The organism is Halomonas sp. LBP4 (genome assembly GCF_003202205.1).
Classification (GTDB): Bacteria; Pseudomonadota; Gammaproteobacteria; order Pseudomonadales; family Halomonadaceae; genus Halomonas; species Halomonas flagellata.
Genome location: NZ_PDOG01000002.1, coordinates 413,742 through 439,444 on the forward strand (window position 1 = coordinate 413,742; position 25,703 = coordinate 439,444).

24 protein-coding genes and 3 tRNA genes are annotated in these 25,703 nt (G+C 65.1%); 19 read left to right on the plus strand and 8 right to left on the minus strand.

The features are described 5' to 3' along the window. The 4 genes from CR157_RS08955 to CR157_RS08970 form a co-directional block, all read left to right on the plus strand. On the plus strand, positions 1-416 hold a 416-nt coding region (locus CR157_RS08955; protein WP_110283189.1), incomplete at its 5' end, for a c-type cytochrome. Between the two features lie 40 nt (positions 417-456). Continuing rightward, the gene (locus CR157_RS08960) at positions 457-1,497 is read left to right on the plus strand and encodes a cytochrome c oxidase assembly protein (protein ID WP_181422017.1); all 1,041 of its coding nucleotides are present in this window, start codon (positions 457-459) and stop codon (positions 1,495-1,497) included. A gap of 582 nt (positions 1,498-2,079) precedes the next feature. Beyond that, positions 2,080-3,645, plus strand: coding sequence for a Y-family DNA polymerase (locus CR157_RS08965; RefSeq protein WP_110283191.1), 1,566 nt, complete (start codon positions 2,080-2,082; stop codon positions 3,643-3,645). A gap of 190 nt (positions 3,646-3,835) precedes the next feature. Next, entirely contained in the window at positions 3,836-4,711 is an 876-nt protein-coding gene (locus CR157_RS08970; protein ID WP_110283192.1) for a bifunctional nuclease domain-containing protein, read from the plus strand. 66 nt (positions 4,712-4,777) lie between these two features. On the opposite strand, the gene CR157_RS08975 is transcribed toward CR157_RS08970, so the two are convergent. Then, positions 4,778-4,853, minus strand: a tRNA-Thr gene (locus CR157_RS08975). A 61-nt stretch (positions 4,854-4,914) separates the two neighbouring features. Continuing rightward, entirely contained in the window at positions 4,915-5,724 is an 810-nt protein-coding gene (locus CR157_RS08980; RefSeq protein WP_110283193.1) for an acyl-CoA thioesterase, read from the minus strand. Positions 5,725-5,816: 92 nt separating this feature from the next. On the opposite strand from CR157_RS08980, the gene tadA reads away from it, so the two are divergent. Next, on the plus strand, positions 5,817-6,287 hold the full coding sequence (tadA, locus tag CR157_RS08985; RefSeq protein ID WP_110283194.1) for a tRNA adenosine(34) deaminase TadA: 471 nt from the start codon (positions 5,817-5,819) through the stop codon (positions 6,285-6,287). Between the two features lie 6 nt (positions 6,288-6,293). On the opposite strand, the gene mltF is transcribed toward tadA, so the two are convergent. Continuing rightward, positions 6,294-7,757, minus strand: a complete 1,464-nt coding sequence (gene mltF / locus CR157_RS08990; protein WP_110283195.1) for a membrane-bound lytic murein transglycosylase MltF — start codon at positions 7,755-7,757, stop codon at positions 6,294-6,296. A 157-nt stretch (positions 7,758-7,914) separates the two neighbouring features. Here mltF and purL point away from each other — a divergent pair, with 157 nt between their 5' ends. After that, a complete protein-coding gene (purL, locus tag CR157_RS08995; RefSeq protein ID WP_110283196.1) occupies positions 7,915-11,868 on the plus strand; it encodes a phosphoribosylformylglycinamidine synthase in 3,954 nt (1,317 codons plus the stop codon). A gap of 74 nt (positions 11,869-11,942) precedes the next feature. Here the strand turns inward: purL and CR157_RS09000 are convergent, their stop codons facing one another. Continuing rightward, positions 11,943-12,491, minus strand: a complete 549-nt coding sequence (locus CR157_RS09000) for a hypothetical protein (RefSeq protein ID WP_110283197.1) — start codon at positions 12,489-12,491, stop codon at positions 11,943-11,945. Between the two features lie 379 nt (positions 12,492-12,870). On the opposite strand from CR157_RS09000, the gene CR157_RS09005 reads away from it, so the two are divergent. From CR157_RS09005 to CR157_RS09040, 8 genes are all read left to right on the plus strand, one after another. Further along, a complete protein-coding gene (locus CR157_RS09005) occupies positions 12,871-14,664 on the plus strand; it encodes a DEAD/DEAH box helicase (RefSeq protein ID WP_110283198.1) in 1,794 nt (597 codons plus the stop codon). Positions 14,665-14,727: 63 nt separating this feature from the next. After that, the gene (locus tag CR157_RS09010) at positions 14,728-14,970 is read left to right on the plus strand and encodes a DUF4160 domain-containing protein (RefSeq protein WP_110283199.1); all 243 of its coding nucleotides are present in this window, start codon (positions 14,728-14,730) and stop codon (positions 14,968-14,970) included. Then, on the plus strand, positions 14,954-15,202 hold the full coding sequence (locus CR157_RS09015) for a DUF2442 domain-containing protein (protein WP_110283200.1): 249 nt from the start codon (positions 14,954-14,956) through the stop codon (positions 15,200-15,202). The genes CR157_RS09010 and CR157_RS09015 overlap by 17 nt, the downstream gene beginning before the upstream one ends. A 106-nt stretch (positions 15,203-15,308) precedes the next feature. Further along, the gene (locus tag CR157_RS09020; RefSeq protein ID WP_110283201.1) at positions 15,309-16,235 is read left to right on the plus strand and encodes a segregation and condensation protein A; all 927 of its coding nucleotides are present in this window, start codon (positions 15,309-15,311) and stop codon (positions 16,233-16,235) included. Continuing rightward, positions 16,232-17,098, plus strand: a complete 867-nt coding sequence (scpB, locus tag CR157_RS09025; protein ID WP_110283202.1) for an SMC-Scp complex subunit ScpB — start codon at positions 16,232-16,234, stop codon at positions 17,096-17,098. Before CR157_RS09020 ends, scpB begins: the two co-directional genes overlap by 4 nt. Further along, positions 17,095-17,952 carry a 23S rRNA pseudouridine(2605) synthase RluB gene (gene rluB / locus CR157_RS09030; protein ID WP_110283203.1) on the plus strand — a complete coding sequence of 286 codons (858 nt, stop codon included), beginning with the start codon at positions 17,095-17,097 and terminating at the stop codon, positions 17,950-17,952. Before scpB ends, rluB begins: the two co-directional genes overlap by 4 nt. 79 nt (positions 17,953-18,031) lie before the next feature. Beyond that, positions 18,032-18,107 (plus strand) — tRNA-Lys (locus tag CR157_RS09035). Between the two features lie 30 nt (positions 18,108-18,137). Then, positions 18,138-18,213, plus strand: a tRNA-Lys gene (locus CR157_RS09040). Positions 18,214-18,282: 69 nt separating this feature from the next. On the opposite strand, the gene CR157_RS09045 is transcribed toward CR157_RS09040, so the two are convergent. The 3 genes from CR157_RS09045 to CR157_RS09050 all read right to left on the minus strand — a co-directional run bounded on the left by CR157_RS09045 (position 18,283) and on the right by CR157_RS09050 (position 21,473). Then, complete coding sequence (locus CR157_RS09045) at positions 18,283-19,614, minus strand: peptidoglycan-binding protein (protein WP_181422018.1); 1,332 nt, start codon at positions 19,612-19,614, stop codon at positions 18,283-18,285. Between the two features lie 91 nt (positions 19,615-19,705). Then, a complete protein-coding gene (locus tag CR157_RS23010; RefSeq protein ID WP_258364117.1) occupies positions 19,706-19,840 on the minus strand; it encodes a hypothetical protein in 135 nt (44 codons plus the stop codon). 205 nt (positions 19,841-20,045) lie between these two features. Next, on the minus strand, positions 20,046-21,473 hold the full coding sequence (locus CR157_RS09050; RefSeq protein WP_110283205.1) for a diguanylate cyclase domain-containing protein: 1,428 nt from the start codon (positions 21,471-21,473) through the stop codon (positions 20,046-20,048). A gap of 566 nt (positions 21,474-22,039) precedes the next feature. Between CR157_RS09050 and CR157_RS09055 the strand changes: the two genes are divergently transcribed. Both CR157_RS09055 and CR157_RS09060 read left to right on the plus strand, forming a co-directional pair. Then, positions 22,040-22,759 carry a Crp/Fnr family transcriptional regulator gene (locus CR157_RS09055; RefSeq protein ID WP_110283206.1) on the plus strand — a complete coding sequence of 240 codons (720 nt, stop codon included), beginning with the start codon at positions 22,040-22,042 and terminating at the stop codon, positions 22,757-22,759. Between the two features lie 213 nt (positions 22,760-22,972). Continuing rightward, the gene (locus tag CR157_RS09060; protein WP_219999918.1) at positions 22,973-23,695 is read left to right on the plus strand and encodes a Crp/Fnr family transcriptional regulator; all 723 of its coding nucleotides are present in this window, start codon (positions 22,973-22,975) and stop codon (positions 23,693-23,695) included. A gap of 114 nt (positions 23,696-23,809) precedes the next feature. On the opposite strand, the gene CR157_RS09065 is transcribed toward CR157_RS09060, so the two are convergent. Further along, positions 23,810-24,247 (minus strand): PRC-barrel domain-containing protein, encoded by a 438-nt coding sequence (locus CR157_RS09065; RefSeq protein ID WP_181422019.1) that lies wholly within the window; start codon positions 24,245-24,247, stop codon positions 23,810-23,812. A 471-nt stretch (positions 24,248-24,718) separates the two neighbouring features. Between CR157_RS09065 and CR157_RS09070 the strand changes: the two genes are divergently transcribed. The 3 genes from CR157_RS09070 (at position 24,719) to CR157_RS09080 (ending at position 25,638) form a co-directional block, all read left to right on the plus strand. Further along, complete coding sequence (locus tag CR157_RS09070; RefSeq protein ID WP_110283209.1) at positions 24,719-24,898, plus strand: CsbD family protein; 180 nt, start codon at positions 24,719-24,721, stop codon at positions 24,896-24,898. Beyond that, a complete protein-coding gene (locus CR157_RS09075; RefSeq protein WP_110283210.1) occupies positions 24,895-25,287 on the plus strand; it encodes a PRC-barrel domain-containing protein in 393 nt (130 codons plus the stop codon). The genes CR157_RS09070 and CR157_RS09075 overlap by 4 nt, the downstream gene beginning before the upstream one ends. Before the next feature lie 96 nt (positions 25,288-25,383). Next, the gene (locus tag CR157_RS09080) at positions 25,384-25,638 is read left to right on the plus strand and encodes an AI-2E family transporter (protein ID WP_219999919.1); all 255 of its coding nucleotides are present in this window, start codon (positions 25,384-25,386) and stop codon (positions 25,636-25,638) included. Positions 25,639-25,703 lie beyond the last annotated feature (65 nt).

The following is a 25,703-nucleotide window of genomic DNA, read 5'->3' on the forward strand; positions in this document are numbered from 1 at the left end:
GTGCTGCCGGTCAGGCCATGGCGGAGGGTGGTCCCTCTTCGAGCGATGCCTCTCCGCTGGAAGACGGGGAAAGGATCTACCTGCAGTATTGTGCCAGCTGCCACGGACCTCAGGGCGAGGGCATGCCGAACTGGGAGCGCCAGAATGCCCAGGGCGAACTGCCGGCTCCCCCGCACGGGCCGGAGGGCCATACCTGGAAGCACTCCGATGCCATGCTCTACCGGATTGTCTCCGAGGGATGGCGTGACCCCTGGAACAAGACCGAGCGACTCACCATGCCGGCCTTCAAGGATCTCCTGAGCCCTGCCGAGATCCGTGCCGTGGTGAACTACCTCAAGACGTTATGGACGCCGGAGCAACGCCGCCATCAGGCGGAAGAGAGCGAGGGAGCCCCATTTCCGACGCAAAGTGAGTAGCGATGCTCTCGGTCGATATTTCCAATCAAGGATGAGTGCCATGGCAACTTCTCGACAGCGGTACTGGATGTGCCTACTATTGGTGCTGCTTGCGACACCGGCGGCAGCGCATAGCGATGGTGCGCTGGCGGCTAATGTCTGGTTTTCCTGGTCCTTTGATCTGGATTTCATGCTGCCCTTGGCGCTGGTGTGCTTCGTCTATCTACGTGGTATACGGCAACGCCAACAACGCGGACGACTAACGAGTCATCGAGAGACCTCTCTGGTATTTCTGGGACTCTTCATGCTTTTCCTCGCCCTCCAGTCGCCCATCGATCCGCTCGGCGAGCGAAGCTTCTCCATGCACCAGGTGCAGCATCTCTTATTACGCACCCTGGGGCCCATGCTGCTGTTTCTTCCCTCCCCACAGACAACCTTTATATCCGGCCTGAATACTCATGTTCGGCGGGTGTTAGGTCGAGTGGGACGCGTGACGGGACTCGGCGTACTGGCGCATCCGATCACGGCAACCCTGTTGTTTGCAGGCCTGGCTTATGTCTGGCAGTATCCACCGTATTTCGAGCTGGCCTTGCGCAATGACATGGTGCATTACCTGATGCACGTCACCATGCTGGGGTCCGGGCTGTTGTTCTGGTGGTGCATCTTCGATACCCGCCCCTCGAGCACGCGCTATGGAACTCGACTGGCCATGTTGTGGATTGCCACGACCGCTAACATTGCCCTGGGTGCCTACCTGACGATGAAGACAGGCGTATTATTCCCGGTCTACGATGAGCTGGGACGGTTGTGGGTTGATGGCGACATGGATGAGCTGCTGGGAGGGCTCATTGTCTGGATCCTTGGCAGCATGATGTCGCTGGTGCCGTTTCTGGTGATTATCAGACACTGGGGCTATAAGAAAGACCGAATGAGAAAGGCAAGGATGACTGTCACCTCTGCGGGTAGTGATGCGGTTCGTAAGGGTCCGAGAGAGACAGCCGAAAATACCCGGCGCCTGGGCTGGATGCTAGGGCTATTCAGTGGGGGAATCTTCCTTGCCTTGATATCGGTGATGTTTCTTTCCCTGGCGATCAGAGTATAATATCCCTTTATCATGGAAGCCGGGCTCGATTTCCCGCAAGATTTCGATCCACTTCTGTAGTAAAAGGAGCTTCTGTCAACGTGCACCTGCTCGACATGAGGCCTTGCTAACCTGCTGCCAAAATACCTTTTCCTCGACACAGTGCAAGCTGCAAGTCGCATCTTGCTTTGCAAACGGCAGATTCGCCTGCAGTGGCATAAGCAGTTCACCCACGACCAGGCCGTTATCGACAACGATCAGGAACTGGCCTTTATCGCTCGGTAAGATGTGCCACGGAGCCGAACAAGGCGCACGGCATTCGCCAGCCAGTAGCGGAGCATTACGCCGACATCGCCGGGCCCTCGAGCCCGGCGATGGCGCGCTGGACGCCGCCGGCCCGTCGGTTATGCCATTTGTCGATGGCCAATAGAAATGACCCACCAGCGGCCGTCGATCTCGCCCAGCAGCAGTGGAAAGGAAAGCTTCCCGGTCTGAATCAGCTCCGAACACGGGGGCTGGATCGCCTATGGACACCTCCTCGTTTGCCAAGCGCCGTGGTCTGCCGGATACTGTGTTTAAATACAGTATTATCGGGAGGTGCCCATGTCGTTCGCTTCTCTGGTGTGCGTGATCGGCCGTGCCGCCCCCGCAGCCGGTAGCGGGGGGCAGCCACTGATGGGCTGCCGGGTGCGGGCCGGCTTCCCCAGCCCCGCGGATGACCACCTGGACGTCGAGATCGACCTGCATGCCCATGTGGTGCATCGGCCGGCCTCGACCTACTTCGTGCGTGCCGAGGGCGACTCCATGCTCGGCGACGGTATCCACGACGGCGACCTGCTGGTGGTGGATCGCAGCCTCGAGCCGCAGCCCGGGCGGGTCGTCATCATCGCCGTGATTGCCCTAGTCGACTGCGACAACTTCTATGTCAGCTGCGAGCGAGCCTTCGCCCCGCGGCTCGAGGGCCTGCCGGTGGGGGTGCTCTCCAACAACGACGGCTGCGTGGTGGCGCGCTCCCGGGAGCTCAAGGCGCTGGGGGTGGCCATGGGGGCGCCCCTGCACCTGTTGCCGCCGGCCATCCGCCGCCAGGCGGTGCTGCTCTCGAGCAACTATGCGCTCTACGGTGACATGTCGCGGCGCGTGAATCAGGTGCTGGCCGAGTTCTCGCCTGACGTGGAGATGTATTCCATCGACGAGAGCTTCATCGGCTTCGCCGGTTTCGATACCGCGGGGCTGGAGGCGCACTGCCACCGGCTGCGTGACACCGTGCGCCGCTGGACCGGCATTCCAGTGGGGGTGGGGCTGGCGCCCACCCGGGTGCTGGCCAAGGTGGCCAACCACCTGGCCAAGCAACAGTCGGCCTACGAGGGGGTCTGTCGGCTCGAGGCCGACAGTGCCGTGACGCGCCATGTGCTCGAACGGTTGCCGGTGGTCGAGCTGTGGGGGGTGGCGCGCCGAACCGGCGAGCGGCTGGCGCTGATGGGCATCGACACGGCCTGGCAGCTGCGCCAGGCGGACCCCGGGCGCATCCGCCGGGCCTTCTCGGTGGTGCTGGAGCGGCTGGTCTGGGAGCTGCGTGGCCACCCCGCCATCGACCTCGACGACCTGGCCGAACCGCGCCGGTGCATCCTGGTGTCGCGCTCCTTCGGGCGCCTGACCGGCGAGCCCGGCGATCTGCAGGCGGCGGTGCGCCAGCACGCCGCCCGGGCGGCCGAGAAGCTGCGTCGCCAGGGCAGCCTGGCTCGGGCCGTCCAGGTGTTCCTGCGCACCAGCCCCTTCCAGGTCGGCGAGCCCCAGTACCGCAACAGCGTGGTGGTGCCGCTGGCAGGACCCACCGCCGATAGCCGCGACCTGCTCGTGGCCGCCGGTCGCGGGCTCGCGGCGATCTTCCGCGACGGTTACCGCTACCAGAAGTGCGGCGTCATGCTGCTCGACCTGGTGGACGACCGGGCGCGACAGCTCTCGCTGCTGGAGGAGTCCCGGAGCGAAGCCGAACGCGACCGTAGCCAGCGGCTGATGGCGACGGTCGACCGACTCAACCGCGAGATGGGGCGCGATACCGTGCGCTTCGGCCTGCCTGGCAAGGACAACGCCTGGACGCTGCGCTGCGAGCGGCGCACCTCGCGCTATACCACCCGCTGGGACGAGTTGATGAGGGTCAAGATCGGCTGAGCAGCGTGCGGCAGCAGGGCGGTCGAACGGCCCGGCATCAGCGCCGTTCCGGGCTGTCCCGAGGCCGGCTTGGCGATGCCTGCTGCCCGAATGGCGCAGCGGCGACGAGGCTGCCATTCTGAAAGGGCATTCACTCAACCGCCGGCACGACCCTGCCCAGCCGTCGGGGTCGGCGGTCGCGAGGCGCCCCATGTCATCCCCCCGCCTGCCTACCCTGCGGCGCCTGCTGGCGCTGCCGCTGCTCGTCGTGCTGCTGGTTGCCTGGGGGCAGGCGGCCGCACGGGAACTCGCCGCCGACCCGGACACCATGGTCGAGGTGGAGGTCGCCACCATCGGCATATCCGGGGTCGGTGGCGTACCGGTGGTGTTGCTCCGCGAGCCCGGTGCTCGAGAAGTGATCCCGATCTTCATCGGCCCGGTGGAGGCCGGTGCCATCCTGCGGGGCCTGCGCGGTGACCGGCCGCGCAGGCCGATGACCCATGAACTGCTCGGCGACGTGCTCGACGGCATCAAGGTGAGCCTGGAGCGGGTCTACGTCGACGCCATCGTCGACAACACCTTCCTCGGCATGCTCGAACTGCGCCTGGCGGGTCGCGATGACCCGATACGCATCGACAGCCGGCCCAGTGATGCCATCGCCCTGGCGCTCACCGCCGGGGCGAGCATCCTCGTTGCCCCCCAGGTGCTGGATGCCGCGCGCGAGATCGAGTACGAAGGATTCGCCGACCAGGCGGTGGTGGCGCTCGGCATCACGGTCACGCCCCTCGACGACGACCTGCGCGAGGCCCTCGGGTTGCCGGACGACACCGGCCTGCTGGTCAGTGACGTCAGCGGCCCGGCCGAGGAGGCCGGCATGGCGCCGGGGGCGCTGCTGCTCGAGGTGAACGGCGCCCCCCCCGAGAACCCGATGCACTTCCTCGAGCTGGTGCGCGACACTCCCGAGGATGAGGATGCCCACCTGCGCTACTGGCAGGAAGGCGAGGAGCACGAGCTCGACCTCTCCACCGATGTGCCGGCCCCTCGTTCACGCCGCCGCGAGCCGGCCACGCCAGGTATCGAGACCTGAGCGCCCCCCGTGCAGACGAAGACAGCCGCGCGGCATCTGCCGGGCGGCTGTCTCGTGGTGTCTTCATGGTGCCGGTGATAGGAGTCGAACCTACGACCTACGCATTACGAGTGCGTTGCTCTACCGACTGAGCTACACCGGCCTTCGTTGGCGATGATAATGACAACTCCGGGGCATTGCCAGCAACCGGAAGGGGCGGTGCTTCAGCGTAGCCGCGTCAGCCCCTCCTGGGCGGTGGAGGCGACCAGACGGCCCCGGCGGTCGTAGATGCTGCCGCGGGCGAAGCCACGGGCGCCGCCGGCCCAGGGGCTGTCCATGTCGTAGAGCAGCCAGTCGTTGAGCTTGACGTCGTGATGGAACCAGAGCGCATGGTCGAGGCTGGCGATCTGCAGGGCCGGGTCACCGAAGGTGATGCCGTGGGGCACCAGCGCCGTGGTCAGCAGGTTGAAGTCGGAGCTGTAGGCGAGCAGATAGCGATTGAGTGCCGGGTCGTCCGGCAACTCGCCGGCCAGGCGGAACCAGAGCCGCTTGCGGGCGGGCTGCCCCGGCTTGGCCTCATCACCGAGATGAAGGAACTCGATGGGATGGCCGGGGAAGCGTTCTAGCCGGGCATCGGGGCTCTCCAGCGCCTCGGGGAAGGGCGCCTCGGGCATTGCCGGCTGATGGGCGAAGCCCCCCTCCTCGCCATGGAAGGAGGCACTGCAGAAGAAGATCGGCCGCCCCTTCTGGATGGCGGTGACCCGGCGGGTGGTGAAGCTGCCGCCGTCGCGCACCGCATCGACCTGATAGACTACCGGGCGATGGGCGTCGCCCGGGCGCAGGAAGTAGCCGTGCAGCGAGTGGGCGCGTCGCGCGGGGTCGACGGTCCGACTGGCGGCCGACAGGGCCTGGCCCAGCACCTGGCCGCCGAACAGCTGGGGCAGGCCGAGATCCTGGCTGGTGCCGCGGAACAGGTTCTCCTCGAGGGCCTCAAGGCCGAGCAGGTCCACCAGGGCATTCAGGGCGTCAGGCATTGTCGCTATCCTCCAGGGGCCGCCGGCATGGCGCGAAGCCGACGTTGTCATACGATCGTTTCATGGCGTTCAGTCTACCGGAGTCGATGCCGATGCGCAGTGACGAATTCTACATGCACCGGGCGCTGGACCAGGCCCGTGAGGGGCTGGCCGCCGGCGAGGTGCCGGTGGGCGCGGTGGTGGTGGACGCCGCCGGCGAGATCGTGGGGCGCGGCTTCAATGCCCCGGTATCGGGCCATGATCCCAGCGCCCACGCCGAGGTGCGTGCGTTGCGCGCTGCCGGCGAGCGCCTCGGCAACTACCGGCTGGACGGTTGTACCCTCTACGTGACCCTGGAGCCCTGCCTGATGTGCACGGGAGCGATCATCCATGCTCGCCTCGCCCGGGTGGTCTATGGCGCCGCCGAACCACGCAGCGGCATGGTGGAGTCGAAGGCCAATCTCTTCGCCCAGCCCTGGTACAACCATCGCGTCAAGGTGGAAGGCGGGGTGCTGGCGGCGCGCGCCACGCGGCTGCTCAGGGAGTTCTTCGCTGCCCGGCGGGAAGGCGAGGAGGCCGGCTGACCCGCCCTACATGATCGGGGGGATGAGTTCGAGCACGCCGCTCTCCTGCTCGTCGGGCAACCGGGCATTGAGGCGATGGAACTGCTGCTGGCTGCGATCCACATAGGCGAGGATCTCGTAGTAGCGACGGATGTTGCGCACGTAGATCACTGGCTCGCCGCCGCGGGCATAGCCGTGCCGGGTCTTGCTGTGCCACTCCCGCTCCTGCAGCAGCGGCAGTGCCTCGCGCACGTCGGCCCAGCGATCCGGATCGCCGCCGCGCATCTCGGCGATGTCACGGGCGTCGTAGAGATGCCCCAACCCCACATTGTAGGCGGCCATGGCCATGAACAGCCGGTCGTCTCCCGTGATCGACTCGGGCAGGCGCTCCTTCAGGCTGCGCAGGTAGCGGGCCCCGCCGTCGATGCTCTGCTCCGGGTCGAGGCGGTCGTCGACGTCCAGCTCGCCGGCGGTGGGCAGGGTCAGCATCATCAGGCCGCGCACCCCGGTGGGGGAGGTGGCCTCCGGGTCCCAGTGGGACTCCTGATAGCCCAGTGCGGCGAGCAGTTTCCAGTCGAAGCGGGTATTCCGTGCGGCTTCGCGGAACAACTCGGCATACGTCGGCAGGCGCTGGTGCACATGGTTGATGAAGGTGCGGGCGCCGACATACTCGAGATAGTCGTCGTGACCGAAGTAGCGGGCCATCAGGTCATCCAGTTCACCCCCTTCCCGTAGTTCGTCCAGGAAGCGGTTGGCGGACTCCACCAGCCCCAGGCCGCGCCCGGCGGGAAAGGCCCAGGCCATGGAGAGTGGCTCGCCCAGCTCGAAGCCCCGCTCGACGCCGGGAAAGAACAGCCGGTTGAGGCGGAACTGATGGTCGAAGACCACTGCGGCGTCCAGGGTGCCGTCCTCCACCCGGCCGAGCAGTTCGGCCACTTCCAGGTCGGTGGACTCCTGCCAGCTCAGCCCGGGATGCTCGGCCTGCAGCTCGCGAAGTACCAGGTCGGTGCCGGAGCCTCCCAGGGTGGCGATCGCCAGGCCGTCCAGGTCGTCGAGGCTTTTCACCGGAGGCAGTCCCCGGCGGTAGACCAGCAGCGGCCGCAGGTCGAGGATCGGTCGGCTGAAGATCACGCCTTGCCGGGTCGGGTCAAGTGGCAGGGCGGCGGCGCCCAGGTCGCCATCGCGCCGGACCGCCTCGATCACCTCGGGGATGTTGTGACTGGCGTCCAGGGTCAGGCTGACGCCGAGGTGGTCGGCGAAGCGTCGCATCAGCTCGTACTCGAAGCCGGTGGGACCCTGGCGTCCCAGGTAGTAGGTCGTGGGAGTGTTGCGGGTGTGCACGCTGATGAAGTCACGTGCCAGTATCGCCTCGAGATGTCGGCCATCGGGCACGCCGGGGCGCTCGGGCAGCAGGCCCAGGAGCAGTGCGACGGCCGAGGCGGCATAGCCGCGCCATGAGCGTCGGAGGTGGTCGGAAAGGGCTGTGGGCATTCGACTGCTGGATGACGACGGGGACCCGTCACCATAACCAGTGGACGGCGGGCTGTCATCTCCACGATTTCTCGCGCCCGGTGCTTTCCAGTATCATGTGCGCTCGTTGCCGCAGCGCCGCGGCCCCCCGATATATCCGTTTCAGAGGCTCCAAGACATGCTCGAACTGCGAGGCGCGCCCGCCCTTTCCGCCTTCCGTCATGCCAAGCTGCTGGCCGCCCTGCGCGACACCGTTGCCGCCGTCGAGTCGCTGCACGCCGATTACGTGCACTTCGTCGACCATGACGGCGAGCTGGCCGATGATGACCTGGCCGTGCTGGAGCAGCTGCTCGACTATGGTTCCCGGGGCGTGGGTTCCCGGGGCGAGGAGGCCGCCGGCAGCAGCGAGGGCCGTCTCTTTCTGGTGGTGCCGCGCATCGGCACCCAGTCGCCCTGGTCCTCCAAGGCCACCGATATCGCCCGTAACTGCGGCCTGGCCCGGGTGCGACGCATCGAGCGCGGCATCGCCTACCGGGTGAAGCTCAAGGGCATGCTCTCGGAGAAGGCCTTCGCGGGCATCGTCGCCACCCTGCACGACCGCATGACCGAGAGCGTGCTGGCCGATGCCTCGGATGCGGCCCGGCTCTTCGCCCACCATGAACCGGCCCCGCTGGGCAGCGTCGACATCCTCGCAGGCGGCCGGCAAGCGCTGGCGACCGCCAATGTCGAACTCGGCCTGGCCCTGGCCGAGGACGAGATCGACTACCTGTGCGAGGCGTTCCGGGGGCTGGGGCGCAACCCCTCGGATGTCGAGCTGATGATGTTCGCCCAGGCCAACTCCGAGCACTGCCGCCACAAGATCTTCAACGCCGACTGGGTGGTCGACGGCGAGGCGCAGACGCACTCGCTGTTCAGGATGATCAAGAACACCCATGAGGCCTCTCCCGAGAACATCCTCTCGGCCTACAGCGACAACGCCGCGGTGATCCGGGGCTCCGAGGCGGGGCGTTTCTTCGCTGCCCCGCTCACCGGCAGGGCCGCCGACAAGGCCGTCTACGGCACCCACCGCGAGCCGATCCATATCCTGATGAAGGTGGAGACCCACAATCACCCGACCGCCATCGCGCCCTATCCCGGTGCCGCCACCGGTGCCGGCGGCGAGATCCGTGACGAGGGCGCCACCGGCATCGGCGGCAAGCCCAAGGCGGGCCTGACCGGCTTCACCGTCTCCAACCTGCGCATCCCCGAGTTCGTGCAGCCCTGGGAGGCCTTCGACTACGGCAAGCCGGAGCGCATGCAGTCGGCGCTGTCGATCATGCTCGACGGCCCCATCGGCGGTGCCGCCTTCAACAACGAGTTCGGCCGGCCCAACCTGGCCGGCTACTTCCGCAGTTACGAGCAGGACGCCCTGGGACGTGACGGCATCGAGCGCCGCGGCTTCCACAAGCCGATCATGATCGCCGGTGGCTACGGCAATATCCGCGACGGCCATGTCCAGAAGGGCGAGATCCCGGTGGGCGGCAAGCTGATCGTGATGGGCGGCCCGGCGATGCTGATCGGCCTCGGTGGCGGAGCGGCCTCGAGCATGGCCTCCGGCGCCTCCAGCGCCGATCTCGACTTCGCCTCGGTGCAGCGCGAGAACCCCGAGATCGAGCGCCGTGCCCAGGAGGTGATCGACCGCTGCTGGGCGCTGGGCGAGGGCAACCCGGTTCGCTTCATCCACGACGTGGGCGCCGGCGGCCTCTCCAACGCCCTGCCGGAACTGGTCAAGGACGGCGAGCGCGGTGGCCTGTTCGACCTGCGTGCCGTGCCCAACGCCGAGCCGGGCATGAGCCCGCTGGAGATCTGGTGCAACGAGGCCCAGGAGCGCTACGTGCTGGCGGTGGCCCCGGAAGACCTCGACACCTTCGATGCCCTCTGTGCCCGTGAGCGTTGCCCCTATGCGGTGGTTGGCGAGGCCCTCGCGGCGCATCACCTCGAGGTGCGCGACGGCCACTTCGAGAGCAAGCCCGTCGACCTGCCGATGAGCGTGCTGTTCGGCAAGCCGCCCAAGATGCTGCGCGAGTTCAGCCGCGAGGCGAACGATCTTCCGGGGGTGATGCTCGACAACCTCGACCTGCGCGAGGCCATGGATCGGGTGCTGCGCCTGCCCACCGTGGCCTCCAAGAGCTTCCTGATCACCATCGGCGACCGTTCGATCACCGGCCAGGTGGCCCGCGACCAGATGGTCGGTCCCTGGCAGGTGCCGGTGGCCGATGTCGCCGTGACCACGGCCAGCTTCGACACCCATGCCGGCGAGGCCATGGCGCTCGGCGAGCGCCCGCCGGTGGCGCTGATCGACCCGGCGGCCAGCGCCCGCCTGGCGGTGGCCGAGGCGATCACCAACCTGGCCGCGGCGCCGATCGACAAGCTCTCCGACATCAAGCTCTCCGCCAACTGGATGAGCGCCGCCGATCATCCGGGCGAGAACCAGGCCCTGTATGACGCCGTGCACGCCGTGGGCATGGAGCTCTGCCCGGCGCTCGGCATCGCTATTCCGGTGGGCAAGGACTCCATGTCCATGCGTACCGCCTGGCAGGAGGAGAACGACGAGGGCGAGGCGGAGGAGAAGAGCGTCACCTCGCCGCTGTCACTGGTGGTGACCGGCTTCGCCCCGGTGACCGATGCGCTGAAGACCCTGACCCCGCAGATCAACCTGGAGCAGGACGAGTCCGACCTGATCCTGATCGACCTGGGCGGTGGCCGTAACCGCCTGGGGGGCTCGGCACTGGCCCAGGTCTACGGCCAGGTGGGCCACGACTGCCCCGACCTGGACGACCCGGAGGACCTCCGGGCGTTCTTCGCGGTGATCCAGGGCCTCAACGCCGAGGGCAGGCTGCTCGCCTACCACGACCGCAGCGACGGCGGCCTGCTGGTGACCCTGCTGGAGATGGCCTTCGCCGCCCACGCCGGCCTCGAGATCAAGCTCGACTGGCTGGTCGACGAGCCCGCCGAGGCGGTGGATGCGCTGTTCGCCGAGGAGCTCGGCGCGGTGATCCAGGTCAACCGCCGGTACACCGAGGAGGTGCTGGCCCAGTTCGCCGCGGCGGGCATCGAGACCTGCGGTGTCATCGCCCGCCCGCGCTACGACGACCAGGTGCGGGTGACCCTGTTCGAGGAGCCGCTGCTCGAGACCACCCGGCTGCTCACCCAGCGGACCTGGGCCGAGACCAGCTACCGGATGCAGGCGCTGCGCGACAACCCCGACTGCGCCAAGAGCGAGTTCGACGGCCTGCTCGACGATCGCGACCCGGGCCTGTCGGCGAGTCCGACCTTCGAGGTGGACGAGGACATCGCGGCACCCTACCTCAACAAGACCCGCCCGGCGGTGGCGGTGCTGCGCGAGCAGGGCGTCAACGGCCAGGTGGAGATGGCCTGGGCCTTCGACCGCGCCGGTTTCGAGGCCATCGACGTGCATATGAGCGATATCCTCGAGGGGCGTGTGAGCCTCGAGGCGTTCCAGGGCCTGGTGGCCTGCGGCGGCTTCTCCTACGGCGACGTCCTGGGGGCCGGCGGCGGCTGGGCCAAGTCGGTGCTGTTCAACCCCCGCGCCCGGGAGCAGTTCGCGACCTTCTTCGGCCGCGACGACAGCTTCGCGCTCGGTGTGTGCAACGGCTGCCAGATGCTCGCCCAGCTCAAGGAGCTGATTCCCGGTGCCGATAACTGGCCGCGCTTCGTGCGCAACGAGTCGGAGCAGTTCGAGGCCCGGGTCTCCATGGTCCAGGTCGAGAAGAGCCCGTCGATCCTGCTCGCCGGCATGGAAGGCTCGCGCCTGCCCCTCGCCGTGGCCCACGGCGAGGGGCGCACCGAGTTCCGCGACAGTGCCCACCTGCGCCGCATGCAGGGCAGTGGCCAGGTGGCCCTGCGCTACGTCGACAACTACGGCCAGGTGACCGCTCACTATCCGGCCAACCCCAACGGTTCACCCTCCGGGATCACCGGCCTGACCACCCCGGATGGCCGGGTCACCATCATGATGCCGCACCCCGAGCGGGTGGCGCGGGCGGTGACCAACTCCTGGCGGCCGGCCGAGTGGACGACGGACGGCGCCTGGCTGCGTCTGTTCCGCAATGCCCGGGTGTGGCTGGGGTGATCCTCCGGCGGTGACGGCCTGAACGACAAGAGGCGGCCCTAAGGCCGCCTCTTGTCGTTGAGAGGGCACGAGGCCTAGCACAGGGCGGCGGGCTGGGTGAGGCCCTCGCCGCTGGTCAAGCGCTCGCTGAGCACGCCGAGCTCGGCCTGTTTCTGTTGGACGATGGCGGCCAGCAGGAAGTGAAGGCTGGCGGGGCTGGCCTCACGCAGTTGCTCATAGAAGCATCGTGACGCCTCGGCGTCCATCAGGGCCTGGGTCAAGGCGTCGATGGCCATGTCTTCGCTGCCGATGAAATGGCAGGGAGCGGCATCCTTCTGGCGCAGCTTGGCGTGCAGCTTGGCATAGTAGCGCTCGCTGCTCGAGAGCGGGTACAGCAGCTCCAGCCGCTGGGCGATGTGGGCCAGTTTCTTCAGGCGCGTTTCGCATTCGATGCCCAGGCCAGCCAGCAAGCGGCTGATCGCGGTATTGAAGGTCAGGAAGCTGAAGGCGAGGTGGCGGTAGCGAGTGAGCTCGGCCAGCTCGTGGCTGCCGGCAAGGGCCAGCAGCTGGTCGACACGCCAGGGGTTCTGGCGGGGGGAGAGCGGGGGAGGCGAGGGACTTCGGGTGGATGTCGTCGTCGGCACGGCGGTGTCCTCTCGTTGGAAGGGAGTGACATCGAGTATTCCGACAGCCGCATGCTGAACAAGGGCGACCGGCGGGGGGATGCCCGTCAAGTGTCGAGGATCAAAGTCCCTTTGATCGGTGATCTCCTACCTCTGTGATGAGAAATATCAAACTCCAGTGATGAGTATCGCCATCACGTCTTGGACATTGGTCTGATACATGGCGGTCTGCTCACTATAGTCCAGACGCCGAGGTTCACGGATGAAAGTTCTTCAAGGCGAAAGCTCTTCGGCTGCGCGTCAGGAATGTTGCCGGTAGTCAGCCACACTTCTCTGACCCCTGACGGGGGCGGTGGTGGCGGGTAAGATGGCGACGTTTCCTCGCTGTCCCGGTTCCGCCATGCCCACCGAGTTCGTCGCTACCTCCCCGTCGCCTCCTGCGTTGCGTCCTTATCAACGGGAGGCGGTCGACCGGGTGGTGGCGCACTTCCGCGCCGTGGACGACCCGGCGGTGGTGGTGTTGCCCACCGGCAGCGGCAAGTCGCTGGTGATCGCCGAGCTGGCGCGGTTGGCCCGGGGGCGGGTGCTGGTGCTGGCTCATGTGCGCGAACTCGTCGAGCAGAACCACGCCAAGTACCTCGCCTACGGGCTCGAGGCCGATATCTTCAGCGCCGGCCTCGGCCACAAGGAGGCGGCCCGCCAGGTGGTGTTCGGCTCGGTGCAGTCGGTGGTGCGCAACCTCGAGAGTTTCGACGACGGCAATTTCACCCTGCTGGTGATCGACGAGTGTCACCGGGTCGCCCTGGACGAGGAGTCGAGCTACCGCCGGGTGATCGACCACCTGGGCGCCCGCAATCCGCGCCTCAAGGTGCTGGGGCTGACCGCGACGCCCTATCGGCTGGGTCAGGGCTTCATCTACCACCGCCACCACCACGGCATGGTGCGAGGCGGGGAGGACTGCTTCTTCCGCGACTGCGTGTTCGAGCAGCCGCTGCGGCTGATGGTCAAGCAGGGCTACCTGGCGAAACCGACGCGGATCGATGCCGCCGTCGAACGCTACGACTTCTCGCGGCTCACCCCCTCGGCCGGCGGGCTGTTCCGCGAGGAGGAGCTCAACCGGGTGGTGGCCGGCCACCGTGCCACGCCGGGCATCATCGCCGAGGTGGTCGAGCGTGCCCGCGAGCGCCGGGGCGTGATGCTGTTCGCCGCCAGCGTGGCCCACGCCGAGGAGATCCTCGGCTACCTGCCGGCCCAGGCGGCGGCGCTGGTCACCGGGGCGACGCCCTCCGCCGAGCGCGAGGCGATCATCGCCGCCTTCAAGGCGCAGCGGCTCAAGTACCTGGTCAACGTGGCGGTGTTGACCACCGGCTTTGATGCCCCCCATGTGGACCTGATCGCGATCCTGCGGCCCACCGAGTCGGTGAGCCTCTACCAGCAGATCGTCGGCCGCGGCCTGCGCCTCGCCCCGGGCAAGGCCGACTGCCTGATCCTCGACTATGCCGGCAACCCCTGGGACCTCTATGCGCCCGAGGTGGGCAGCCCCAGGCCCGCCGGTGACACCGAGCCGGTGCAGGTCGCGTGCCCCGCCTGCGGCCACGCCAACCTGTTCTGGGGGCGGCGTGAGGGGGACATCGTCATCGAGCACTTCGGCCGCCGCTGCCAGGGGCTCGTTGACGATGCGTCGAGCGACTGTAAAAAGCGCCAGTGCGACTTCCGCTACCGCTTCAAGGTCTGTGAGCAGTGTGGTGCCGAGAACGACATCGCCGCCCGGCGCTGCCACGGCTGCCAGACGCTGCTGGTCGATGCCGACGTCAAGCTCCGGGAGGCGTTGCGCCTGAAGGACGCCCGAGTGCTGCGGGTCAGCGGCATGCAGCTCGAGGCGACCGTCAACGGCCGCGGCCTGCCGCGCCTGAAGGTGACCTATCACGACGAGGATGGCGCGACGCTCGCCGAGTGGTTCGCCCTGGAGACCCCGGCCCAGCGGCGCGCCTTCGCCGCGGTCTTCCTGCGCGACCACCTGCGCGCGCCGGGCTCGCGCTGGCAGCCCGCCACGCCCGAGGCGGTGATCGAGGGGGAGCGGCGGCTGCGTGCTCCGGACTTCGTGGTGGGGCGCCAGGTGGGTCGCCTCTGGCAGGTGCGCGAGAAGCTCTTCGACTACACCGGGCGCTATCGCAAGGCAGAGGCGGCGGAGTAGGGTGGCTTGCTATCTCAAGATGGCCGCGGTTGAATGACCCTTGGGTCGCCGGGGGAGTCAGACATGCCAACCGTGCTGCGTCTGGATGGCTTCAAGTTCTTCTTCTATTCAGATGAAGGTGATCCCAGAGAGCCACCGCATATCCATGTTTTCAAGGCGGGTTCTGAAGCCAAGTTCTGGTTGGTTCCTGAGGTTCAGCTGGCTCGGAATGACGGTTTCGATGCACGGATGCTGCGTCGAATTTCCGCTATGGTCGCGCAGCATCGTAAGGCACTGGAGGAGGCCTGGCATGAATATTTCGCCTAAACGTGTGACGTTTGACGAAGATAGCTTCTGGGTTGAGCTGAGTGACGGTCGTACGATCGGTGTGCCCCTTGCCTGGTACCCGCGGCTGCTGAATGCCACTCCCGGGCAGCTGGCCGACTATGAGCTGAGTCCTCGAGGGATCCATTGGGACGCCCTGGATGAAGATGTGTCCGTGGAGGGCATCCTGGCCGGGCGTGGTGACATAACGCGCCACCGTCAGGCGGTGGCATAGAAGTTGTCCAATGGTTGTCGTGGCGCCACCGGGTTCATACTGTTTCCCTTGGCGTGCTCTTGCTAGACTGGCGCGTTGATCCCGCGTCCCCGGAGAGGCACGCCGCGTGAGTACCACCCCCGATACCGCCAGCCCCGAGCAGACAGCCGTCGCGGCCCAGCAGGCCGCGGTGCTGGGGCGGCTGTTCGACGAGCCGATCACCGAGCTGCCGGAGGACCTCTACATTCCGCCGGAGGCGCTGCGGGTCTTCCTCGAGGCCTTCGAGGGGCCGCTCGACCTGCTGCTCTACCTGATCCGCCGCCAGAACCTCGATATCCTGGCCATCGACGTGGCCGCCATCACCCGCCAGTACATCGAGTACGTGGAGCTGATGAAGGCGCTGGAGATCGAGCTGGCCGGGGAGTACCTGCTGATGGCGGCGATGCTCGCCGAGATCAAGTCGCGCACCCTGCTGCCGCGCCCGCCGAAGGAGGGCGGCGACGACGAGGAGGCGGATCCGCGGGCCGAGCTGATCCGCCGCCTGCAGGAGTACGAACAGCTCAAGAGTGCCGCCGAGGCGCTGGCCGAGCTGCCGCGCCTGGGGCGCGACTGGTTCCCGGCGCGGGCCGTGCTGCCGCCGCTGGAATCCCGGCTGATCCATCCCGATGTCGAACTCGACGAGCTGCTCGGGGCGCTGGCCGGCATCCTGCGTCGCGCCGAGCTCAACCAGGCGCACCAGATCAGCCGCGAGGTGCTCTCGACCCGGGAGCGGATGCTCAGGATCATGGAGCGGCTGAGCCACGAGCACTTCACCCCCTTCGAGGCGCTGTTCACCCTGGAAGAGGGCCGGGCGGGGGTGGTGGTGACCTTCATGGCGATCCTCGAGCTGGCCAAGGAGGCGATGATCGAGATCGTGCAGAACGCCCCGCTGTCGCCGATCCATGTGCGGGCCCGGGCGGCGCTGGCGGCGGACGAGGAGGACGTCTTCGAGACGGAGGGTGACGCGGGCGGCGAGAGCCCCTTCGAGGACGATGAGGGGAGTGCGCCGGCATGACCGCCATGGAGTTTCCCGATGCCCTGGACGAGATCCTCGAGGCGGCACTGCTGGCCGCCGGGGAGCCGCTTGGCCTCGACCGGCTGGAGGCACTGTTCGACGATCACGAGCGGCCGCCGCGTCGCGCCCTGCGCGAGGCGCTGGAGCGGCTCGGCATCCGCCACGAGCGCGGCGCCATGGAGCTGATCGAGACCGCCTCGGGCTACCAGCTGCGTATCCGCCCGCGGCTCTCGGCCTGGGTCTCACGGCTGTGGGACGAACGCCCCCAGCGCTACTCCCGGGCGCTGCTCGAGACCCTGGCGCTGATCGCCTACCGCCAGCCGGTGACCCGCGGCGACATCGAGGAGGTGCGCGGGGTCACGGTGAGCGGCTCGATCATGCGCACCCTGCTCGAGCGTGGCTGGGTCCGGGTGGTAGGGCACCGCGACGTGCCGGGGCGACCGGCGGTCTATGCCACCACCCGAAGTTTCCTCGACGACTTCGGCCTCAAGACCCTCGATGAGCTGCCGCCGATGCACGAGCTCAAGGAGTTCGACGAGCCGCTCTTCGAGGAGGACGCGCCACCGCCGCCCCAGGAGGCGCTGCTGGCCCAGGCCGACGCCCCTCCCGACGAGGGGGGCGAGCAGACGACGGCCGATGGAGAGGCCTTTGATCATGATGACCTCGCGCCGGCCGATGCCGCCGAGGTCTCCGAACCGACGGCCGGGACGGCCGACGATGACCACGCCGGGACGGCGTCAGAACGGACCGGGCTGAGCTTCGCCGATCTCGAGGCCCGCCTGTCCGAACGTGCCCGGGGCTGCGTCGACGATGACGCTGCCCCGGGGGCGGAATCCACATCCAGTGAGACCGACGACCGATGAGCAACACCACCGAGAAACTACAGAAGGTCCTGGCCCGCGCCGGGCTGGGCTCGCGCCGCGAGATGGAGACCGCCATCGCCGATGGCCGGGTCAAGGTCAACGGCAAGGTCGCGACCCTGGGCGACCGCATCGAGATGCGCGACCGGGTCAGCGTCGACGACCGGCCGGTGACCCTGCGTGGCGCCGAGGAGGTGCCGCGCCGGGTGATCATGTACAACAAGCCCGAGGGCGAGCTCTGCACCCGCAAGGACCCGGAAGGACGGCGTACCGTCTTCGATCGCCTGCCGCGCCTCAAGGGCGAGCGCTGGATCGCCATCGGCCGGCTCGACATCAACACCAGCGGCCTGCTGCTGTTCACCACCGACGGCGAACTGGCCAATCGGCTGATGCACCCCTCCACCCAGGTGGAACGCGAGTACGCGGTGCGGGTGATGGGCGAGGTGACCAGGGAGCAGATCGTGGCCATGGTCGAGGGGGTGATGCTCGACGACGGCCCGGCGCGCTTCACCGACGTCCAGGAATTCGGCGGCGAGGGCATCAACACCTGGTTCCATGTGGTGATCATGGAGGGCCGCAACCGCGAGGTGCGCCGCCTGTGGGAGTCCCAGGGGCTCACCGTCAGCCGCCTCAAGCGGGTGCGCTACGGCAACATCTTCCTCGACAAGCGGGCCAAGGCCGGCGAGTGGACGGAGCTCTCCCAGGACGAGATCGACGACCTGGCGGCCCAGGCCGGCCTGGCGCCGCGCAAGGTGCCGGAGCTGACCCCGGACGAGAAGAATCGCTGGAGCCGCGACAAGCACAAGCGCCGGCCGGTGCAGGCGATGCGCAAGCCGAAGGGCCACCGCAGCCGCTGAGGCGACGAGCCTGCGACCAAAGGCAAAAAAGCGCTTGCTTTCAGGGGGCTGGGTGAGTAGTATCTGCACCCGTTCGGACGGGTCGTTAGCTCAGTTGGTAGAGCAGTTGGCTTTTAACCAATTGGTCGTAGGTTCGAATCCTACACGACCCACCATCCGAGCCTGTATGCTTGTCCGCAAGCACCGGGTCGTTAGCTCAGTTGGTAGAGCAGTTGGCTTTTAACCAATTGGTCGTAGGTTCGAATCCTACACGACCCACCAGATTGCCAAACAAAGCGCCCTCGCTTCCAGAAAGCGAGGGCGCTTTGTCTATAGGGTCCACTTGACCCCCTAATGCTCCAGCCGCACCCGGCGGAGGTTGTAATCGCCGCCATGATTCACCAGCACGAAGCCCTGGAAGCCTTGGCGCAGGCGCCGATCGTGTGCCTGCAGCACACGCCGGCCATCCACCCAGACTTGCATGTTCCCGCTCTCGTCGCGGGTCCAGCTCAGCATATGGAAACGGCCATCCTCGAGGTCGAGCGTGCCCTCGCTGCTGGCGATCACCTCGCCCCCATCGGCCGTCATCCGTACCAGGCTAAGCCCGGGCCGTGAGCCGGGATTGTAGACCAGGCGGTAGCCTCCACCGGGCTGGTTGCCCTGGAACAGCCCCAGTGCCAGGCTGCCCGGCCGCTGGTAGGAGGCCAGTTCCAGCTCCAGTCTGAAGGCGTTGTCGACCGGTGCATGGACGAAAATCCGGGCCGCGTCCCCGAACTCGACCTCCGTCGCCTCCGGCGATGCCGCGTCAGGCTTCAGCCCGCCCTCCTGTCCGAGGATCAACTGGAGCATCGCCAGGCCGATCTCCTCCGGTCGTTCCGGGCGGAGCGTCGGTGAGGCGGGCGTGACCACCTGCGGTTTCTCCACGATGCTGCGTAACCCGCCATCATCGATGTCGAAGCGTCCGCTGAGCACGGTCCAGGGTGGGTTGCGCCGGAAATCGCCGTCGCTGAAGGCGTCGTCCAGGGCGACTCGTCTTGCCGGTGTCGGCTCCGGCTCGGGTGGCACCGTGGCCGCCGGCTCCCGGCCCGTCTGCCGTAATCGAGCCAGTAGTGCCGTCGTCGGTTGACCGTCCTGGGCCAGGCCCACCGTGCCCTGGTAATCACGAATCGCATTACGGCTGCGAGTTCCCATCAGGCCGTCCACCGGGCCGGCCTCGTAGCCGAGCCGGTTGAGTTCACGCTGGACTTCGGCCACCAGCTGTCGGCCGGACAGGGTCTCGACGGGAGGCGATGGTTCGGGTGCTATCCCTGACGGTGCCGCCCTCGGCTGCCAGGCGCGGGCTGCCTGTTGGGCCTCGCTGATCTGTTGCGCGGTCATCCGCGCCGCCACGGCATCGCGCGCAGCGGCGGCATGGCGGTGGCCGCGAGCCGCAGCCAAGTTGTACCACTTGTGCGCCTCCACGAAGTCCTGGAGCGTCCCTTGGCCGGCCTCGTGCATTTGCCCCAGCATGTACTGGGCGTCGGCGTCGCCGGTGGTGGCAAGCCGGTCGAACATCTGCAAGGCCTGGCGGTACTCCTGGCGCTCGTATGTCCGCAGGGCATCGGTGTAGCGATAATCGGCGTTGGCCAGCGCGATGTGACCGAACAGAAAGAGCAGGAACACGAATCCTTTGATGATGGTCACGGGGCGTCTCCAGTGAGAGAAGGCATCTTCGGCCTGCAGCCTCCCGGCTTCACCGTGCTGTCTTGCCATTCAACTTCTCTCGTCGCTTGTCTCAACGAAGACCGAGGACGGAAAGAACCACCAGCACGATGACGACTGCGCCGACGATATAGACGATATTGTTCATGAAGTTTTCCTCTGCGGCGCATTTTCCTGTTTCAGGATGCTGCGGGATGGTCCGTGTCATGATGGCGTCGCAATCCGTGCGACGCGTGGTGCAACTCCCTGTACAGGCTGTTCCCTTGCCACACCGCATGTTGAGGCTATGCCAACGGCGCCCCCCCGTCTGTGCGCTGGCGCACGCAAGGCTCATTAATTCACCAGCAGGCTGCGCAGTACCAGTTGGGGCGTCATGGCGGTACATGGGGGGATTGTGTTGATATCCTGGTTCATCAGAGCATCGTCGCCTTCGGCGGCACGCCTGGCCGGCTCGTCGAGTCTCTTGTCGGATCGCTCGAACCTGGCTGACGGTGTTGATGGTCGAGGAGCATGTCACTGGTAAAAAACCGGTAGTTATTGCTGCTCTCCCGCTTGATGCGGTACATCGCGGCGTCAGCGCAATGAATCAGCTCCTCTGGAGTAGTCCCATTTTCCGGATACAGGCTGATGCCCAGGCTGGCGGTTATATCTATCGCTTGCTTGTCAATGTGGTGTGGCGACAGCAAAGTATGGAAGATGGCCTCGGCCACCCTGCGAGCGTCATTGATGCTATTCAATTCGGTCAATAGAATCACGAACTCGTCACCGCCCAGGCGGCAGACCGTGTCGGTATTACGCACACAGCTTTCAAATCGTCTGGCAACGGACTGCAAAAGCGTATCGCCGGCAGCGTGACCCAGGCGGTCATTGATGGCCTTGAAGGCATCGAGGTCGATGAACAACAGGGCTACCTGCTGTTGATGCCGCTGGGCCAGGCCGATAGCGCGTGCCAGGCGTTCTTCCAGCAGCACTCGGTTGGGTAGGTTGGTTAGGGCATCATGCTGAGCCAGATGCGCCATGCGGCTGGCTATAGTGAAGGATTGGCTGGCGTGGTGAAATATGATTACCGCTCCGGTGATTTGACTGTTACGGTCGCGAATCGGGGCTGCTGAATCCTCGATCGCCAGTTCACTGTCATCGCGTCCAATCAAGATTGTGCCCATTGCCAGGCCGACAATACGGTTCTCCTCGATGGCCCGTCGGGCGGGGTTGCTGGCCAATTGGCGCGACTGGTTGTCTATGATATGGAAGACATCGGTGATGGGCCTGCCAAGGGCGTCTTCCTGGGCCCATCCGGTCATCTCTTCGGCCACACGGTTGAGGTAGGTCACTCGACAGGCAATATCGGTTGAGATGACCGCATCTCCGATAGAGTTCAGCGTGACCTGAGCACGCTCTTTCTCGAGATACAAGGCCTCCTCCGCAGCTTGCAGCATATATTCTTGCTGCTTTCGGATGGAAATGTCCTCCACGGTCTGGATATGGCCTTGGCCTTCGGCCAGGCGGGTGGAATTGATGCTGACCCATGCAATGCTGCTATCGGGGCGCAGTATGCGTGCCTCGATATGGCATGGGATGTCGCTATCGAGTGCCTGTTGCCACTCATGGCTGGCTCGCGAGCGATCATCCGGATGTAGCGCACTCACCCAGTGCCTATTCTGCAACGAGGCAGCCGTCAAGCCGCAGATGCTGACGTAAGCAGCATTACCGTGTCGGACGTTGCCCTGTATATCGGTGACCAGCGCGCCAATAGGTAGGGCGTCACTCATGGCGTAAAGATGCGAGTCTCGCTCGTAATTCACGTGTTTTGGCGCTGGATTTGCTGCTATAAGTCGGTCCATGACTCACTCCGTCAGTGCTAAGTCAGTAAAACGCCAGTCGCTGATAACCAGTCGACAGATCGATACGCATAGCTAGGAGGCTAGTCAAGGTTGTGGTTTCACTCCGTGCACTAGCGTACAGAGAATGGCACCAATCAGCTTCCAGTCGTTGGGGCGATCCCGTCATCAAGCTGCCGTTACCATGGGAGCGGCACGGCCTGGACTGGTGCGGCGCTAGAACCAGCGAGACAAGGGACGTGATCATCAGAGACGTTGGCACCACCATGAGTCGGTTTCCTGTTCCGCCTGCGTGTGCCCCCGGTGGGGCGGCACTGCCTGACCTGAGCCCTGGGGCTTGGTTGGTCATTCAGCGAGCGTAGTGACATGATGGAGTTGCTTCCGTGCGCTAGCGTACACAATATGGACTTCGGTTCCTGCGCCCGTGTCGGAGGGTAAGGTCCATAAGAGTTATTTTTTCATTAAAATTCAATTGGTTGTTGGATTTCTCGTGTCGTCAGCCACCATCGGACAAGTCCGCTCTTCGTACCCTGTAGTCGGGGGGCTTGCCAGATATGGGAGTGTCAGTCATGCCCCTGCAACATGATCCTCGTCAGAACCACTTGCTGGCGGCCCTGCCGAAGGATGAATATCAGCGTTTGGCGCCCTACCTGGAGCGGGTCGAACTGACGCTGGGGGATTCGCTGGCCGAGTCGGGAAAGGTCATGCAGCATGTCTATTTTCCGACGGACTCCATCGTATCGCTACTGTGCGTCATGGAGGATGGCGACTCGACGGAAATTGCCGTCGTTGGAGCCGAAGGTATCGTCGGCATCTCGCTGTTCATGGGAGGCGAAACCACACCGAGCCGTGCCATCGTGCAGAGTGCCGGCAGCGCCTATCGCCTCAAGGGGCAGCTGCTGAAGGACGAGTTCGATCGCGCGGGAACGCTTCAGCACCTGCTATTGCGTTATACCCAGGCACTGATCACCCAGATGGCTCAGACTGCGGTATGCAATCGGCATCACAGCCTGGATCAGCAGCTGTGTCGCTGGCTGTTGCTGAGCCTGGATCGCTTGCCGACCAACGAGCTGGTCATGACCCAGGAACTGATCGCCAATATGCTTGGCGTTCGTCGGGAGGGCGTCACCGAGTCGGCCGGCAAGCTGCAGAGGGCCGGCCTGATTTCCTACCATCGCGGGCATATCAACATCCTGGACAGGCCTGGCCTGGAAGCGCGGGTCTGTGAATGCTATGTGGTCGTCAAGAAGGAGTACGATCGCCTGCTGAGCTATCATCGCCCCGGGTGAAGGGTCTATTTCCCTCGCGGACCGGTAGGGTACGCAAGCAGGGCGTGTCCTGCGTGTGTATCCTGGCGCACCGACGGCATGATGATGGACATGCCAGTGTTCGCTTAGCGGCTTGTTGGTGATTGCCTGATCACCCTCTGGCTGCCGTCGACGTCGGACCCTAGTGATTTCTTGCCATGTGCCGATTGCCGGTTTGCAACCAGGAGCGTGCACATGAAGCCTTCGACCCTCGGTCCAATGACCAACCACCTTATCGACAGCTTGCCGCATCAAGACAGGGCATCGTTCCTTGCCGACTGCGAGGTCGTCGACCTGGTGTTCGGTGAGGTGCTCGCCGAGCCCGGCGGGCGGATCTCGCATGTCTATTTTCCCCTCAACAGCTTCATTTCCTTGATTGCCAACCTGAGTGACAGCGAGCGGCTGGAAGTGGCGATGGTCGGCAGTGAAGGTATGCTGGGGATGCCCTTGATCCTGGGGCTCGATGAGTCGCCATTGCGCGCCCTGGTGCAGGGCGCCGGGCCGGCACTGCGCATACCGGCGGCTGTCTTTGGCCGTCACCTGGAGCAGAGCCCCGCGCTTCAGGCACTGCTGGGGCGCTATCTCTATGTGCTGATGCACCAGCTATCCCGGGTGGCGGCATGTACCCACTTTCATCAGCTCGAGGCCCGGCTGGCTCGCTGGCTGTTGATGACCCAGGATCGTGCGCACTCGGATCAGCTGCATCTCACCCACGAGTTCCTGGCCATGATGCTGGGGGTGCGTCGTGCCGGCATCACCCTGGCCGCCATGGCGCTTCAGACGCGCCGGTTGATCCGCTATCACCGTGGAGACATCACGGTGCTGGACCGGGCGGGGCTGATCGAGGCCTCTTGTGGCTGCTATGCCTCCGATCGACGCATCTACCGTCAGCTCATCATCGAAGCGGAGGCACCATGACCTCGTCGGGAAGTGTCGCAAGTGGTGCTGTTGGGTTTAGTGCTCTTGATCGAAGTTTTTCGGCGGTGCTCAGTCAGCGGGGGCACGATGTGCCCCCGCTGACTGTAGGTTGGATCAATCGCGCTCGTACTTGGGCGAGCTCCGCAGCGTTTCCTCGTCAATATTATCCGTGTAGAACACGGATTCATCATCTTCCATGGTGTGCTCTATATGATCCCAGCCCAGTCCAATGTCCTGTCCGCCGAGCCCTAGGAAGCCACCTGTCTTCACCACAACGCCGACGATGCGGCCGTCTTCGCCGATGATCAGATCCTGGATCTTGCCAACGTCCTCATCTGAGCTGCGGTGCTTGACGGTATTGCCGATGACGTCGTCGGCGTAGAACGCACCAGCGGGCTTACCGCTCATCTGCTGCTCGCCGGTACGCTGCTCATCGACATGCTGTTTGGTGTCTGGCTGCATTTCGACGTGGTCCTCCGCCATGGCGGCCGTGCTCAGTGCCAATGCCGGGACAATGGCGGCGGAAAGGATCAACGCGGTTAGCTTCTTCATCATTGTTTCACCTCTGTCAGACGACAGTCTGCCGGACCCTCGTGGGTCTAGAGAGCAGTTCCCGAGTCGCGGGAATGCCATTTCAACTTGGGCATAAGCGAACGATTCGTCGGTGCAGTACCACACACATAGTCGTTGTCCTGTGACGCAGCTACCATGCGCCTTCAAGGCACTCTTGCAGGGTTGACCCCAGTGTTTTCATGCATTTCTGTTCGGAGACTGCGGTGCGATCAGTCACGCGTGCATGCCTTTCCGTGTGAGCGTCAGCCCGGATGAGGGGCAGATTCAATCCCAGCCACGATGTACGGGGGGCGGAGACTTGTCTGAAAAAATGTCTCCACATATGTTAGACACCGCACCGACCAGACCTCGAGCTTCAACTATATAGGTATTTGGAGCCTCACCCTGCCTCTACATGAGTTCATGGTGAGAGGCATAACCCAAACGGAACAATCATCTGGAGATCATCTCATGAACAAGAACCAGGTCGAAGGTCATGCGAACGAGGCGAAGGGGAAGGTCAAGGAGGTTGCCGGCAAGGTGACCGGCGACAAAAGCATGGAGAACAAGGGTAAAGCCGAAAAGCATGGCGGCAAGGCTGAAGCCAAGTACGGAGATCTCAAGAGCGATACCAAGAAGGCAACGAAATGAACGATTCAATGACACAGTCGAAGACTAGATACGGCGCCGATGATGACATGCAGGCCGGGTCCGCGTTGCTGAGTGCCTCCACCATTACCGGCGACGACGTCTGTAACATGCAGGATGAAAAGATCGGTAAGATTCATGACGTTATGCTCGATATGGCTGAGGGAAAGATACGTTACGCAGTATTGGCGTCGGGCGGTTTTCTGGGCATGGGTGATCGCCTGTTCGCTGTTCCGTGGAAGGCCTTGAAGCAGGACAAGGAGAACAAGCGTTTCATGCTCGACGTAGATGCGGAGCGCTTAAAGAACGCACCGGGCTTCGGCAAGGATCAATGGCCGAATATGGCTGACGCCACCTGGAATTCGACCGTCGAGTCCTACTACATCAGGTGATCGGATAGCTCATGATGCTGAGCGCGGAGGGTCCGGATAGTATCGCCTATCCGGATCAACCGTGCCGACGAGGCCATGCGTCAGGTGGTCCTGCCCATGGCCTATCTGCAGCCGGATGTCGGCGTTGAGTTACTGGTCCTGGCCGGACTGGTTTTCGCGGCGGTGCAACTAACGGAAAGCTGGCTGCTGACACCGAAGATCATGGCCAATCTCTCGGGCCTGCACCCTGCACCCGTGGTTATTTTCCTGTTCTTCTGGGGTGCGGGCTTGAGTGGTATTATCGGCATGGTACTCGCGGTTCCTCTGACGGCGTTTTCGTCGCTATCTGGAGCGAGATCAAGGCCAGCCTGAAACACACGCTGGGCAGCCGAGATGCCGGGGCATAAAGGAAGCGGATCCCTCCCAAGATCCGGCCG

Coding starts and splice junctions, on each gene's coding strand:
- CR157_RS08970 (WP_110283192.1), top strand. CDS start 3,836: ATGTCATCCCCCCGCCTGCCTACCCTGCGGCGCCTGCTGGCGCTGCCG.
- CR157_RS08960 (WP_181422017.1), top strand. CDS start 457: ATGGCAACTTCTCGACAGCGGTACTGGATGTGCCTACTATTGGTGCTG.
- mltF (WP_110283195.1), bottom strand. CDS start 7,757: ATGCCCACAGCCCTTTCCGACCACCTCCGACGCTCATGGCGCGGCTAT.
- CR157_RS09005 (WP_110283198.1), top strand. CDS start 12,871: ATGCCCACCGAGTTCGTCGCTACCTCCCCGTCGCCTCCTGCGTTGCGT.
- purL (WP_110283196.1), top strand. CDS start 7,915: ATGCTCGAACTGCGAGGCGCGCCCGCCCTTTCCGCCTTCCGTCATGCC.
- CR157_RS23010 (WP_258364117.1), bottom strand. CDS start 19,840: ATGACACGGACCATCCCGCAGCATCCTGAAACAGGAAAATGCGCCGCA.
- CR157_RS09050 (WP_110283205.1), bottom strand. CDS start 21,473: ATGGACCGACTTATAGCAGCAAATCCAGCGCCAAAACACGTGAATTAC.
- CR157_RS09015 (WP_110283200.1), top strand. CDS start 14,954: ATGAATATTTCGCCTAAACGTGTGACGTTTGACGAAGATAGCTTCTGG.
- CR157_RS08980 (WP_110283193.1), bottom strand. CDS start 5,724: ATGCCTGACGCCCTGAATGCCCTGGTGGACCTGCTCGGCCTTGAGGCC.
- CR157_RS09060 (WP_219999918.1), top strand. CDS start 22,973: ATGAAGCCTTCGACCCTCGGTCCAATGACCAACCACCTTATCGACAGC.
- scpB (WP_110283202.1), top strand. CDS start 16,232: ATGACCGCCATGGAGTTTCCCGATGCCCTGGACGAGATCCTCGAGGCG.
- CR157_RS09080 (WP_219999919.1), top strand. CDS start 25,384: ATGGCCTATCTGCAGCCGGATGTCGGCGTTGAGTTACTGGTCCTGGCC.
- CR157_RS09010 (WP_110283199.1), top strand. CDS start 14,728: ATGCCAACCGTGCTGCGTCTGGATGGCTTCAAGTTCTTCTTCTATTCA.
- rluB (WP_110283203.1), top strand. CDS start 17,095: ATGAGCAACACCACCGAGAAACTACAGAAGGTCCTGGCCCGCGCCGGG.
- CR157_RS09070 (WP_110283209.1), top strand. CDS start 24,719: ATGAACAAGAACCAGGTCGAAGGTCATGCGAACGAGGCGAAGGGGAAG.
- CR157_RS09065 (WP_181422019.1), bottom strand. CDS start 24,247: ATGAAGAAGCTAACCGCGTTGATCCTTTCCGCCGCCATTGTCCCGGCA.
- CR157_RS09075 (WP_110283210.1), top strand. CDS start 24,895: ATGAACGATTCAATGACACAGTCGAAGACTAGATACGGCGCCGATGAT.
- tadA (WP_110283194.1), top strand. CDS start 5,817: ATGCGCAGTGACGAATTCTACATGCACCGGGCGCTGGACCAGGCCCGT.
- CR157_RS08965 (WP_110283191.1), top strand. CDS start 2,080: ATGTCGTTCGCTTCTCTGGTGTGCGTGATCGGCCGTGCCGCCCCCGCA.
- CR157_RS09055 (WP_110283206.1), top strand. CDS start 22,040: ATGCCCCTGCAACATGATCCTCGTCAGAACCACTTGCTGGCGGCCCTG.